The sequence below is a fragment of the Geomonas subterranea genome (assembly GCF_019063845.1).
In the GTDB taxonomy this organism is placed as follows: Bacteria; Desulfobacterota; Desulfuromonadia; order Geobacterales; family Geobacteraceae; genus Geomonas; species Geomonas subterranea.
The window spans coordinates 2,668,947-2,682,474 of the sequence record NZ_CP077683.1; the positions used below are offsets into that span (position 1 = coordinate 2,668,947).

Consider the following 13,528-nt stretch of genomic DNA (forward strand, 5'->3'; position numbering starts at 1 on the left):
TCGTTTTTTTATGCCGCCCCGTACTGCGTCTCGTAATACTCGCGGTAGGCGCCGCTGACAACCTCTTCGACCCACCCCTGGTTGGCCAGGTACCAGTCGATGGTCTCGGCGATACCGCGCTCGAAGGTGTAGCTCGGCTCCCAGGAGAGGTCCCGTTTCAGCTTTGAGGCGTCGATGGCATAGCGCCGGTCGTGCCCCTTGCGGTCCTTGACGAAGGTGATCAGCTCGCGGCTCTCGCCGGCGGCACGCCCCAGGCGCTCGTCCATCAGGTCACAGACCAGCTTCACGATGTCGATGTTCTTCCACTCGTTGTTGCCCCCCACGTTGAAGATCTCCCCCGGCCTCCCCCGCTTCAGCACGCGCTCGATGGCGGCGGAGTGATCCTTCACGTGCAGCCAGTCCCGCACGTTGAGGCCATCGCCGTACACCGGCAGCGAACGCTTCTTGAGGATGTTGTGGATCATGAGCGGGATCAGCTTTTCGGGGAAGTGATAGGGACCGTAGTTGTTGGAGCAGCGGGTGTTCAGGGTCGGCAGGCCAAAGGTCTCGAAATAGGCGCGCACCAGGAGGTCGGCGCCGGCCTTGCTGGCGGAGTACGGGGAGTTGGGCGCAAGCGGCGTCTCCTCGGTGAAGTACCCCTCGGCGCCGAGACTGCCGTAGACCTCGTCGGTGGAAACCTGCAGGAAGCGGAAGTCGGGGAGCTTTTCGGCGTGCAGCCTGCTCGCCTCCAGCAGGGTCTGGGTCCCCAGCACGTTGGTTCTCACGAAGATGTCGGGACCGGTGATGGAGCGGTCGACGTGCGATTCGGCGGCAAAATGGGCCACGGCATCGACCTTTTCCTCGGCCAAAAGGCGCGCCACCAGCTCGGCGTCGCAGATGTCACCCTTCACGAAGCGGTAGCTGGCATTTCCCTCCACCGCCGTCAGGTTCTTCAGGTTCCCCGCGTAGGTCAGGAGGTCAAGGTTGATCACCCGGCACCCCGGGTTGCCCGCCATGAAGTGGTTGATGAAATTGGAACCGATGAATCCCGCCCCTCCGGTAACCAGTAAGGAGGTGGGGGTGAACAGATCCTGCATGAGACCCTCCGGCCGGCTCGCTGTCGGGGTTCGCCAAGCGGCGCCCTCATTTCAGCCGACTATTGTAGATACACCGGAAAAAGCAAAAGTGTCAACTTTCTAGCGCTTGCGGGAGACGCCCCCTCTCTAGAAGGTCTGAATCGGTCCCAGCGATCCCAGCCCGGCCAGCGAGAAGTTGATGGTGAACTGCTTCTCGCCGCTCACCTGGTGACTGCTCACCCGATCCGAGTAGGCGAGGATCACGCTCCAGCACTGCTGCCGGTACTCCAGGGCGTAGCGCGACTCGAGGAAGCCCCCCTTGTCGAAGGAGTAGCGCCCAAGGAGATCGGCCGTGACCTGGCTGGTGAGCGGGAAGGTGACCCCTGCGCCAAGGTAATCGAGCTGGTCGCGGCTGTGACGGTAGGTGACGCTCGCCTGGTTGCGCCCCTCCCCCTTGACCTGGAAACCGAGGTTCGCCGTCGACAGCACGTTGTCCGTGGTGTTGTAGCGCCCGTCGACCAGCAGGGAAAGGTCCTTAAGCGGAGTGACCACGCTTTCCAGCATCAGGTCGGTGAGGCGGTTCCCCTCGTCCACCAGGGTGAGGAGGTCGCGGCGCTGACCGGAGAACTGGTACCCCTGGGAAAGCTTCAGGTAGAGGATGTCCCGGTACTCGTCGGGCATCCCCTCCCGCACGTATTTGCGGGTGAAGGTGTTGGCGACGGACCAGTAGGCGATGCTCTGTCCGAGCACCCGGTCGGCGTAGTCGTAAAACGGCAGGTCCTCGTCGCTGCGCCGCTGCACGTAGTCGTAGTGCAGCGACGGTACCAGCAGGTGCCGCAAGGTTCCGTCGTAGATCCGCTCCAGCGGCAGCGACAGGGCACCGCCGCCGTCGGCCTGGCCGATCTGGCGCCAGCCGGTCTCCGGGGTCTCGCCGCGCGCGTTGTACAGGCGCTGCTGGAACGCGCCGAACAGGGTGAAGTCGAAGATCCCGGCGGGCTTGGCGTAATAGCTGGCGCGGGGATGCAGGACGAGGCGCTGACCGGTCGGCCCCTGCGCGTGCTCGAAGTTGGTCAGGCTGGAATCCATGGAAAGAAAGAGCGGCCCGACCTTCTCGCCCGCCGCGATGAAGCCGAAGGTCGGCAGGCGCTGCAGGGTGGCGCGGTTGTTGGGCGCCTCGAGGTCCTGGTCGTAGCGCAGCGCCCCGAACAGACCGTAACGCTGCCAGCGCCGGTCGAAGGAGACCGACGACTCCAGGAGCTGCCGGTTGTACTCCCCCGAGAACTCGCCGTAGTCGAGGTAGTACTTGCGGTCCGAAACCATATGAACGGTGGAGGCGAGGGTCAGCTCCGGCGTCAGCAGCTCCAGGTGCTTTTGCTGCACCTCCCCGCGGAACTTGGACTGGTTGGTGTCGTAGATGCCGAAGGCGCGCAGGCGCCCCTGGCTGTCGTTGGGCCTGAGATAGCGGTAATCGACGCCGGCTCCGACGCCGCGCGAGCTCTCCAGGTCGAGGTCGAAGGTCGCCTCCTGGCTCGGGTTGATGGCCCAGTAATAGGGCTGGTCCAGGTAGAATCCCTTCTTGGAGGAGAAGCCGAGCTTCGGGATCATGAGGCCGGACTGGCGCTCCGTGTTGGCCGGGAATACCAGGTAGGGGGTATAGAAGATGGGGACACCGTCGACGTAGAAGACGGCGTTTCTCGCGGTCGCGTACTCGTCCAGGGTGACGTCGACCTGCGTCGCCTCGAAGCGCCAGCTCGGGTGCTCGCCGTCGCAGGTGGTGAAGGTGCCGCGCTCGACCCGGTAATCCTCATCGCCCGTCTTGATCAGACGCGGGGCGCGCAGCCGGAAGTTGGATTTTTTTATGAACAGCTCCCCGTTCAGGAGTTCACCTTTCTGGGTCGCCAGGTTCAGGGAGAGCTGGTCACCCTTCATGGTGTCGCCGCCGCGCTCAAGCAGCACGTCCCCCTGGGCCAGGGCGTCGCTGGTCAGGCGACGATAGATGACGCTGTCGGCCAAAAGGGAGGCTCCCCCTGCAGTATCCGCACGTTCCCTTCGGCATGGTAGCTCTCGGTGGGGCTGTCCACGTAGAGGGAATCCGCCTGGAGCGTCGCCTCCTTGCCGGGCAAGACCACCTTGTCGGGTGTGCCCGTTTTCTCAGAAGAGGCACTCTTATCGGTGGGGGGAGCCTTGCTGAAGGACATCGCCTTGTCCTTGCCATGGGCAAGCGTCGCTGAGCAGAGCAGGTATGTAAGAAGCCACAGGGCTCTTAAAGGTTTCATCGGGCTCCAACTGAAACAAAGTGGGTTTAATCCGTCGGACATGTCCGGGTCCGGCAGCCGCCGCGCCGTTCACCCTCTGAACGGCTCGAAGTTCCTCGACTTCAGGTGGCTGCGGGCCTCGCCGACGGTGAAGAGGGATCCGCAAACCAGTATGAGGTCGTCGTCCTGGGCGAGATTCCGGGCCAGCTCGATCCCCTCCGCCACGCTCCCCGCCTCCATCGCCTCGACACCCGCACCGAAACAGTACATGGCAAGTTCCCCGGCGGGAAGGGCCCGGTCCAGGGCGGGAGCGACGGCGAAGACGCGGTCCGCAAGCGGCAGTAACGGCGCCAGTATGCCAGAAAGTTCCTTGTCCGCCATGACGCCGGCCACCAGGAAAAGCCGCCGGCGCGGGAAATCGGCGAGCGCCTCGGCCAGGGCGACAGCCCCCGCGGGGTTGTGGGCTCCGTCAAGCAGCAGACGGGGCGGGCCGGGAAAGAGTTCCATCCTGCCGGGCCAGCGGGCGCTGGCCACGCCGGCGATCATCGCCTGGGGAGTGACCGGGAAACCGATCGCGCGCATGAGCTCCGCCGAGGCGAGCGCCAGGGCGGCGTTGCCGCTTTGGTAGTGCCCGTGAATGCCGCAGGAAAGAGCGTCCAGCGTGACGCCGATGCCGCGGTAGTTGAGCAGGCCGTCCAGCCAGAAGGCGTCGAACGACTCCCCCTGGCGGTAAAGCGGAGCGCCGATGTGGGCCGCCTGGTGTTCGATCATGAACTGCGCGTCGCGGTCCTGGCGTGCCGACAGGATGGGCGCCCCGGGCTTGCAGATCCCTGCCTTCTCGGCGGCGATATCCTCGATGGTTTTGCCAAGGTAATCGGTATGTTCCAGGGAGATCGGCGCGATGGCGCAGAGCACCCCCTGCAAGACGTTGGTGGCGTCGAGCCGTCCCCCCATACCCGCCTCGAAGATGGCGACCTCCACGCCCGCTTCGGCGAAATGGAGGATGGCGAGCGCCGTCACGATCTCGAAGAAGGTGGTCTCCTCGGGGGCGACCGCCATGACCGCCCCGGCGAAGCGGACCACGTCCGCCTCCCCTATCTCGACGCCGTTGATCTGGATGCGCTCGGTGAAGGAGATCAGGTGCGGAGAGGTGAAGAGTCCCGTCCGGTAGCCGCCTGCTTTGAGAATGGAGCTTAGAAAGGAAGCCGTGGACCCCTTGCCGTTGGTGCCGACCACGTGGACGGCCTTGAAGACATCCTGCGGATTGCCCAGCGCGGCCAGCAGGCGTGTGATCCTGTCGAGTCCGGGCTTGATGCCGAACCGGCCGAGGGCATAGATGTGCGCGAGCGTTTCCGCATAGGTCATAACAGGCCGCGATTATAGGTAAAGAAGGTGAAAAAGTCCATATTAATCCCCGGAGCGCGAGGCTAGCGTTGCGGCCAGGCCAGGCGCAGTCCCAGGCCGATGAGGATGCAGCCGGCGGCCTGGCCGATGCGGTTCCCGGCGCCGGCGCCGCGGTTGAGCCAGCGCCCGATCTCCCCCGAAAGTAGCGCGACCACGCCGAAGCCGAGCATGGTGAGGACGACGAAGGTGCTCCCGAGGACAAGCATCTGCATGGGGACGCCGCCGCGGGAGCGGTCCACGAACTGGGGGAAGAAGGCGAGGAAGAAGAGCGCCACCTTGGGGTTCATGACATTGGCCAGGATGCTCTGCCGGAAGATGACCCGGCTCTGCAGGACGCCGGCCGCGCCCTCGGCTACCAGCGACGTGCGGCTTTTCAGCATCTTGTATCCGATGTACATGAGATAGGCGGCGCCCGCGTAACGGACGCAGGCGAACGCCGTCGCCGAGGAGGTGATGAGGGCGGACAGGCCGACGATGGCGAAGAAGGTGTGTGCGAAGTTGCCCAGCGCGAACCCGGCGGCAGCGGCCAGGGCCGCCTTCCTCCCCTGTGCGACGCCGCGGGTCATCACGTAGATGATGTCGGGGCCGGGGGTGAAGATGAGCACGGTGGAGGCGACGGCGAAGAGGGCCAGTTGGGAGAAGGAAACCATGGGAACCTCTGTTAAAGGTCAAGGTTTAGGTTGACGTTGAGGTTGAACAGCCGTTCAACTGTCGATGAAGCGGTCAAAAAAGAAGGGTCGAGGTTTGGAAGGAACCCCTTCTCCGCCTCAACCCTTCATTGTTACGCCGGCCGGGCTTTCTTGACCCCAGCCTCGATCTTGACCTGCTTTAGTTTCTGTAGAGCATTTTGAGGATGCTGGAAAGCTGCGACTTCATCTTGGCGCGCTCCACGATGACGTCCACCATGCCGTGGTCGAGGAGATACTCGGAACGCTGGAACCCCTGGGGGAGTTTCTGGCGGATGGTCTGCTCGATGACGCGGGGCCCCGCGAAACCGATCAGCGCCTTGGGCTCGGCCATGTTGATGTCGCCCAGCATCGCGAAGCTCGCGGTGACGCCGCCGGTGGTCGGGTCGGTCAGGATGGAAACGAAGGGAAGCCCGGCTTCGCGAAGCTTGGCGAGAGCCGCCGAGGTCTTCGCCATCTGCATGAGCGACAGGATGCTCTCCTGCATCCTGGCGCCGCCGGAGGCGGAGACGATGATGCACGGGGTGCCCTCCTGCAGGGCGCGCTCGATGCCGCGGGTGATCTTCTCGCCCACCACGCTACCCATGGAACCGCCCATGAAGGCGAAGTCGAAGACGCAGATCTGCACCGGGGTCCCTTCGATCTTGCCGGAACCGCAGACGATGGCGTCCTTGCTGCCGCCTTTGGCGACGGCCTGGTCGATGCGGTCCTGGTAGCTCTTGCTGTCCTTGAACTCCAGGAAGTCGACGGAGACAATGCCTGCGTCGAATTCGGTGAAGGTCCCCTCGTCGATGAGCAGCTCGATCCTCTTCTTGGTCGAGATGCGGTAGTGATGGCCGCACTTCGGGCAGACGTTCAGGTTGCTCTCGATGTCCTTCGTGTAGATGGTCTCTCCGCAGCTGACGCACTTCGTCCAGAGCCCTTCCGGTACCTTAACCTTGTGCTCCCCAGCCTTCGCCATCGGCGGATTATCCCTTTTGAACCAAGCCATATGTGCCCTCTTTTGGGGAAAGCCCCAAGCTGTTTTATAAAGACGTAAATCGCCGCTGATTCTTAGCAGATAGAACCTGCTATGTCAAACAAAACGGTGCGGTTCCATCGCTAAGACGTTGAAAAAATACGTATTATTTCTGCACCCCTTGCAGCACCCCTTGTTTTAAAGCGGATACGAACGAGGAGAGTTCACGCAGGAGCTCCTCCCCCTGGTACTTCTCGAAAAACTTCACCAGGACACTCCCCACCACCACGCCGTCTGCGACGCTGGCGACCTGGCCGGCCTGCTCCGGAGTGGAGATGCCGAAGCCCACCACGAGGGGGAGGTCCAGGGCGTTACGCACCTCGGTCACGCGTCCTGCCAGCGTATCGGCGACCGCGGTCCTCGCGCCGGTCACCCCGGTGACCGAGACGTAGTAGATGAAGCCGGAGCCCAGGCGGGCCACAGAGTCGACGCGGGAGGTGTCTGAGGTGGGGGTCAGCAGGAAGATCAGGTCCAGCCCGCAGCGGTCGGTATGATCCTTCAGCTCGGCCGCCTCCTCGGGGGGAAGGTCGACCACCAGCAGGGCGTCCACCCCGGCCTTGGCGGCGTCGCAGGCGAAACGCTCGGCACCGTAGGCGAAGATCGGGTTGAAATACCCCATGAGGACGACGGGGATCTGGGTGCGGGTCCTGAGCCGGGCCACCATCTCCAGGATCCCCGGCAGGGTGGTCCCCGCCGCCAGGGCGCGGTCGGAGGAGAGCTGGATGGTCGGACCGTCGGCCATGGGATCGGAGAAGGGAACCCCGAGTTCGATCAGGTCGGCGCCCGCCTTCTCCAGTTCCAGCACGACCTGCTCGGTGCTGGCGAGGTCGGGGTCGCCGGCGGTGACGAAGGTCACCAGCGCCTTTTCCCCGCGTGCTTTCAGTGCTGCGAATCTATCGGCAATCCTGCTCATTGTCACTCCTTGCAACCCGTTCTACGCTCTGTGTTCTACGTTGAAGAAGCGTCGCTTCGGGCTTTTGGGTCGTTTCCGGCGGTGTCCGCGGCCGGCCTCCCCTTATAACAAAAAAAGTCCCCCTCGGGGAGAGGGGGATTTGGTCAGTACCGCAAAAAAATTCGCCGGAGGCGTCCTAGATCTTGAACGCTTCCATCTCCTGCTTCAGCATCTCGGTCTGGCGGAACAGCTTGTAGACCGCCTCGTCCATGACCCGGGTCGCCTCCAGGTTGGCATCGGTGGCCTCCTGGATATCCTCGACGGACCTGACGATCTGCTCGGAACCCCGGGACTGCTCGTCGCAGGCACGCTTGATGTGGCGGATCATCTCGGTGATGCTCTCGGTGGACTGGGCGATCAGGTTCCCCACCTTGTTCTGCTCGCGGGTGGAGGAAAGGACCTGGGAGGTCAGGCTCTTCATGTTCTCGACGGCGGCCATGATCAGCTCGCTCCCCTGTCCCTGCTCGCGGGTCGCCTTGGCGATCTGGGCCACCATCTCGGAGACCTGCTCCATCGCCTCGCGGATCATCTGGCTCCCCTTGGCCTGCTCGACCGTGGTGCGCGCGATCTCGGTCACCTGGGCGGTCGCCTCGGTGACGCCGACCACGATCTTCGTGAGCGCCTCACCCGACTTCTGCGACAACAGCTCGCCGTCGGCGATGGAGCGCTCGGCCTGATCGATGGCGTCCACGGCGCGGTGCGTCTCGTCCTGGACGGCCCGGATGACCTGGGATATCTCGCGGGTGGAGACGGAGGTGCGCTCGGAGAGCTCCTTGATCTCGTCGGCGACGACGGCGAAACCCTTGCCGTGCTCGCCGGCCTGGGCAGCGATGATGGCGGCGTTCAAGGCTAGGAGGTTGGTCTGCTCGGCCACCTCGTCGATCACCGAGAGGATGTCGCCGATGTCGGCGGCCCGCTCGGAGAGGGTGGCGATGACCTCGCTGGTGATCAGGGAGGCGCGCTTGATCTCCTGCATCCCGGTGATCATCGCGTCGACGGCCTCGCGCCCGGTCTCGGCGTCGATGCGCACCGCCTTGGAGATGGCCGCGGTCTCGTTGGCGTTTCTTTCCACCTGCTTGATGGAGCTGTCCATTTCCATGACGGAAGAGGCCGTGGCGGTCGAGACTTCCATGAGGCTCACCACGCCGTTGCCGACCTGCTTGATGGATGCCCCCATCTCGACGATGGAGGAGCTCACCTCGTTCACCGACAGGGCCAGGTTCTCCATGTTCTGCACCACCTCCTCGACGCTGGAGGCCATCTCGAGGATGGAGGAGGAGCTTTCGGAGGCGGAAATGGAGAGGGAGTCGACCCCCTGGGCCACCCCCTTCACCGAGGTGTTGATCTGGACGATGGCGGCGGAGGTCTTGGAGACGCTCTCGGCCTGGGTCTTGGCGGAGCCGACCACGGAGTGGGAGGCCTTGGCCATGGTATCCGATATTCCCGCCAGTTCGTTGGAGGAGCGGGAAACCTTGCCGATCATCCCGGAGAGCCTGCCGACCATCTCGTTGAAGTCGCTCCCGAGTTTGCCGATCTCGTCGTGGCTCCCCATCTCGACCCTGGCGGTCAGGTCGCCATCGGCGCCGCTGTTGACCGCCTCGGCCATCACCCGGACGCGCGAGACGATGTTGCGCGTGATCAAAAGGCCGAGGGCGACCGCCAGCGCCGCCGCGACCACGATCACCAGCGTGAAGGTGATCCCCGCGGACTGCTGGATGGCGCTGACCTGCTTGTTCGCGTCGGTCATCCGGTTGCCGACCTCTACCAGGATGTCGTCCAGATCCTCCTTGGCCTTGTCGTTGGCCGTGGCGATCTCCTCGTTGGCCAGCTGGTTCAACCGCTGGTCGGCCAGGGCGTCCTTGGCCGCCTGGCTCATCACGCCGGCCGGAACCCCCTTCATGAGCGTCTGCTTGCGCGCGATCAGCTCGTCTGCGACCTTCTCGAACTCCGCCCAACTCACCAGGAACTGCCGGGTGCGCTTCTCGATCACGCTACCCTTTGCCACCGGGAGCACCCCGAGCTTCTTGTTCCCGTCCAGAATGATCTGGGCCTGGCTCAAGAGGGTGTCCCGCTTCATCTGGTAGTCCTCGATGTACTCCTGGAGCTTCTCCGGATCGTTGGGAACGAGGGCCGCCTGCATCAGGCTCACGTGGCAGTACTTCTGCGTGACACCCATGAGGAGCACCAGCTTCTGCTGCTTGGAGAGCTGCTCCAGGATGTTCTGGATCTGGCCGCCGACCCTCTTGATGTTGAGCGCGCCGAAACCGCCGGTGAAGGCGACCAGGAGGGCCATGATCAGGAAGGACCCGATCAGGCGGGTACGCAAGGTCAGGTCTTTCATTATGATTACTTCTCCGCTTCGGTGAGGAGGTAGTTCATCAGCTCGACGGAGGCCTTCACTTCGGCCTTGTTCATGTTGGAGTCAGGCTTTCTGAGCATCTTGATGCCGTAGGCCTTGGTGGCGTTGCGGTCGAAAGGCTGCCCGGAGATGGGGGCCACGCCGGTCTGGATGGCGACGATGGTGCGCTCCAGGGTGTGGCACTTGACGCACTTCACGCGCACGATCTCGTAATTGGCCTTCATGGCCGGCGGGAAGCTGGTCGGGTCGAGACGCATGGCGTCGCCTTTGCCGACGACCCTGAGGCCGGCATGGGCGGTGGTAGCTGTTGCGGCAACAAGGAGCATGGTAACAACGAGCTTCTTCATAATAGGTCCTCCAAATATTGTCGGCGGCGGCAGCCGCCGTTTGGGCATGTCCGGCCCCTCAGCTACAAGCTGAAGGCGATGGAAGCAAAGGCGATGTTGCCTGTTCCTTCCGGGGCAATGCTGTGGGTGTATTCAACCGACATCCGCACGTTCTGCAGCGGGGAGTAGGCGATGGCCGGGGTCAGGCGTTTGATGGTTCCGTAACCGGCGTTAAGGTACTCGTAGCGGAAAAGCGGGACGAGGTTCACCGGTGCGCCCAGGTAGTATTCACCCTCGAGGGTATAGGCTTTGCTGTCCACGACCGCATCGAACGATGCGAATTCGGGGTTGGAATCGCGCCCGAAACTGCCGCTTCCCTTAAGGTGCAGCCGTTGGTAAAGGATGTCCGCCTCCGCGCCTATCCTGCGGAAGTTGTTGAGGTTCTGCGCGACGCCGTTGGCGTTGAACTCACCGTTTTGGCCCCAGTAGCCGAACCCGCCCAGGGTGACGCTCAGGAAGTCCCACACGCTGTCCTTCTCCAGGTCGACTTCGGGTTCCTTCCCTTTCAGGTCGGTGCCGCCGATTTTGAGCGAGATATGTCCGTAGCCGTCTTCCCGGTCCTGGCCGTTTCGATCCACGACGCCGGCAGCGACGAAGAGGCGGTTACCCAGCAGGGCGTTCAACTCCACGCCGTCCTCGGTGGCATCGCTGCTGAAAGGGGAGAGGCCGACGCGGTAGGTGGTGGAGGCATAGGAGGGAACCGGAAGGATGCGGTTACTCTTCTTCCACATGGAAAGCTTGGGTTCGAAGCGCCCCACCTTCACGTTGACAGGGGAGCCGAAGGCTTGGCGCCAGACAAGGAACAACTCGTCGAGATCGGGATCATTTCCCGGGGGGACATTGGTGTTGTTGGCGGGGTTTAAGAGCGACGAGGCCCGCTGCATCCCCTGAGAGTAGAGATTGTACGTGGCGAAGAAACCAAAGAGGTCGCGGAAGGAGCCCCCGGCCTGCAGCGTGATCGACCTGGTGGAAAGATCGAGCTTGTTTCCGTCCGCGGCATCCTCGTCATAGGCGAGGTCAGCGCTCGCGGTAAGCGAGACCGGTAACTGCTGGGGCAGGCCCGAGATGACGGACCACTCGTTGCCCGGTTCGGCGCCCTGAGCGCCCCCCTTCGCGCCCTCCTTCTTGTGAGGATAAACGTATCCGTTTTTCAGGAAGGCGTCGCCGAACTCGTTGAGCTCGGGATAAATTGTGTGACAGGTGGAACATTCGGTCTTGTGCTGCCGGCTGAAAGCCGGGATGGCGTTTGCCGTGCCCGGAGCCAGCAGAGGAGCACAGGAGATACCGAGAAGGAACATGACCGCTGCAGTTTGCTTTTTCAGAAACATAGTTGGTCCCCCACATGCAATCAACATATATATTAGATTACGCTAACACTATTTCAGCGGCTCAATCCCTCGCCAAATGCATAGTTGGCGCACTCGGACTGATGATTAATACAATATTGCCGAAGTGAAGTCAACTTAACAAAAAGGCTGTCAGGGCGGCTGTGAGCTAACACTCATTTTTCTCTACTTTTTTGCTATAGAAAATGTTATAAGGTAGCGTCTTAAATCTCAGGGAGGGCCTGCTATGCTGCTAAAAAGCCTTGTTTTCCTCATTCTCACTACGCTCCTGGCGGCGGGGTGCGGAGGTGGTTCCGCCAACAACGAAACCGGGGTCTCGAAGCTGGCCCAGTCCCAGAAGTGCATGAGCTCCGACTGCCACGCCAGGTCGGAATCACCGGGCACCAAAGCATTGATCGTGCAGGAGTGGATGAATTCCACGCACAACCTCAACAACGGTGCGGGATGCGCCGACTGTCACGAGCCCCACCCCGGCCACCCGGAATCCTGTTCCAAATGCCACGGGGGAGGAAGCGGCGTAGCCACCAAGAACCCCGACGCGGTCGGCAAGTGCAACAAATGCCACGGGCTCGCGCACCCCGATGACATCCAGATGAGGCTCGCGCCGCAGCATTACGGCAACACGACCGATACGGGCGCCAGCCGCGCCTCGTACGTCAGTTCCAATTACGTCGGCAACTGCCGCAAGTGCCACAACCCGCACGACCCGACCACAGCGATGTCCGCCAACGCCGAGTGGGCTCAGTCCGGGCACGGCGACGTCCTCTCCGGCGCGCGAACCCGCTACGATTTCAAGACCCGCGGCAGCTACGAACCGGTAAACCTGACCTTCCAGTACTACTGCGTCCGCTGCCACACCTCCACCGGGTACGTCAACTTCGTGACCAGCGGCTTCACCGACCTGAAACCCTTCGCGGGTCCCGGCTTCGCGGTGGTGCAGAACTACCCGGTCAAAGTCGCGGCCGGTCTCTTGCAGCCTGCGGACACCCCCTCGCCGGACAAGTCCAGGGAAGTCACCGCCTGCAACGTCTGCCATGACAACGGAGAAGGCCGGGCCTACAGCTGGGCGACCCGCGCAGTACCAGCTTACAACGGATACTACAACTTCTCGTCCGCCAACAGTTCCCCGACCGTAAAGCTCAACAACAAGGTGATAGCCTACCCCAACGTGACCGACTCCAACGTCTGCGTCCCCTGCCATTCCGGCCGCGGCATCGGTTCCATGATCTATGACGCAGTGGCCGCCGGGATGGACTTCAGCAACACCAACGCCCCCGGAGCCCACGACCGCGCCGCCGCTCTCCTTACACTCCGCACCGGAGGCTACGAGTTCACCGGCAGATCCTACGTCCCGGCCAGGTTCCTCCACGGGAAAATCGGCGTGGCCAACGAGCACGGCACCGGCTACGACGGTCCCTGTGTCACCTGCCACATGAAAACTCCGTCCCCGCACGGTTTTCTCCCGGTGGAGAAGGACGGCGCCGGCAGGATATCCTCCATCGTCAGCACGGCGTGCGCCCACTGCCACACCGGTGACCCGGTACAGATGACTGCGGCCGTCCTGCAAGAGGAGAAGGACGGATACGCCGCGGCACTCGCCATGCTGAACGTCCTGAAGACGGATTCCACGCTGCCGACCAACACCCTCAACCCCGCGCGTTCCAAGGTGCGTCCCCTGGCGAACAAGAACTCCGACTACAACGCGGCCTTCCCCGGCGGCGGCGCGAACACCATGGGGGCCTTCTTCAACTCGAGCCTGCTGCAGAACGACCCCGGTGCCTTCGCGCACAACCACCTGTACACCAAGCGCCTCATCTACGACTCGATCGACTGGCTGAGCAACGGCGTTCTCGACAACGATGTCGAAGCTGCGATCAACAACGCAACCCTGGCAGTTGACGACAGGACCGGCAAGGTATCTCTCAGCAATCCGCTGAGGGCGGGAGTGTATTTCGTTCCGGCACAGCTTCCGACCGTCCCGTACGCCGCGCTGCTCGACCCGGTCAAAGCGGCCGCCATCCATTACCTCATGGGCGGACCCGGCGGGGCACGCCCGTAGGGCAAGCC

The 13,528-nt window shown here is 63.0% G+C and carries 11 protein-coding genes; 1 reads left to right on the top strand and 10 read right to left on the bottom strand.

Going from position 1 to position 13,528, the window contains the following annotated elements; all coding sequences use genetic code 11:
- Nucleotides 1–8: 8 nt before the first annotated feature.
- The 10 genes from rfbB to KP001_RS11650 all read right to left on the bottom strand — a co-directional run bounded on the left by rfbB (nt 9) and on the right by KP001_RS11650 (nt 11,443).
- A complete protein-coding gene (gene rfbB, locus KP001_RS11610) occupies nt 9–1,076 on the bottom strand; it encodes a dTDP-glucose 4,6-dehydratase (RefSeq protein WP_217285808.1) in 1,068 nt (355 codons plus the stop codon).
- A gap of 126 nt (nt 1,077–1,202) precedes the next feature.
- Nucleotides 1,203–3,068, bottom strand: coding sequence for an LPS-assembly protein LptD (locus tag KP001_RS11615; protein WP_239027762.1), 1,866 nt, complete (start codon nt 3,066–3,068; stop codon nt 1,203–1,205).
- On the bottom strand, nt 3,038–3,331 hold the full coding sequence (locus KP001_RS22025) for a hypothetical protein (protein ID WP_239027763.1): 294 nt from the start codon (nt 3,329–3,331) through the stop codon (nt 3,038–3,040). Before KP001_RS22025 ends, KP001_RS11615 begins: the two co-directional genes overlap by 31 nt.
- Before the next feature lie 69 nt (nt 3,332–3,400).
- Entirely contained in the window at nt 3,401–4,675 is a 1,275-nt protein-coding gene (locus KP001_RS11620) for a bifunctional folylpolyglutamate synthase/dihydrofolate synthase (RefSeq protein ID WP_217285809.1), read from the bottom strand.
- 62 nt (nt 4,676–4,737) lie between these two features.
- Nucleotides 4,738–5,364 carry a LysE family translocator gene (locus KP001_RS11625; RefSeq protein ID WP_217285810.1) on the bottom strand — a complete coding sequence of 209 codons (627 nt, stop codon included), beginning with the start codon at nt 5,362–5,364 and terminating at the stop codon, nt 4,738–4,740.
- 178 nt (nt 5,365–5,542) lie between these two features.
- Nucleotides 5,543–6,391 carry an acetyl-CoA carboxylase, carboxyltransferase subunit beta gene (accD, locus tag KP001_RS11630; protein WP_217285811.1) on the bottom strand — a complete coding sequence of 283 codons (849 nt, stop codon included), beginning with the start codon at nt 6,389–6,391 and terminating at the stop codon, nt 5,543–5,545.
- A 133-nt stretch (nt 6,392–6,524) separates the two neighbouring features.
- A complete protein-coding gene (gene trpA / locus KP001_RS11635; protein WP_217285812.1) occupies nt 6,525–7,331 on the bottom strand; it encodes a tryptophan synthase subunit alpha in 807 nt (268 codons plus the stop codon).
- Nucleotides 7,332–7,506: 175 nt separating this feature from the next.
- Nucleotides 7,507–9,711 (bottom strand): methyl-accepting chemotaxis protein, encoded by a 2,205-nt coding sequence (locus KP001_RS11640; protein WP_217285813.1) that lies wholly within the window; start codon nt 9,709–9,711, stop codon nt 7,507–7,509.
- A 5-nt stretch (nt 9,712–9,716) separates the two neighbouring features.
- Nucleotides 9,717–10,076 (bottom strand): cytochrome C, encoded by a 360-nt coding sequence (locus KP001_RS11645; protein WP_217285814.1) that lies wholly within the window; start codon nt 10,074–10,076, stop codon nt 9,717–9,719.
- 62 nt (nt 10,077–10,138) lie between these two features.
- Complete coding sequence (locus KP001_RS11650) at nt 10,139–11,443, bottom strand: OprO/OprP family phosphate-selective porin (protein ID WP_217285815.1); 1,305 nt, start codon at nt 11,441–11,443, stop codon at nt 10,139–10,141.
- Between the two features lie 244 nt (nt 11,444–11,687).
- On the opposite strand from KP001_RS11650, the gene KP001_RS11655 reads away from it, so the two are divergent.
- Nucleotides 11,688–13,520, top strand: a complete 1,833-nt coding sequence (locus KP001_RS11655; protein ID WP_217285816.1) for a cytochrome C — start codon at nt 11,688–11,690, stop codon at nt 13,518–13,520.
- The last annotated feature ends 8 nt before the right edge of the window (nt 13,521–13,528 follow it).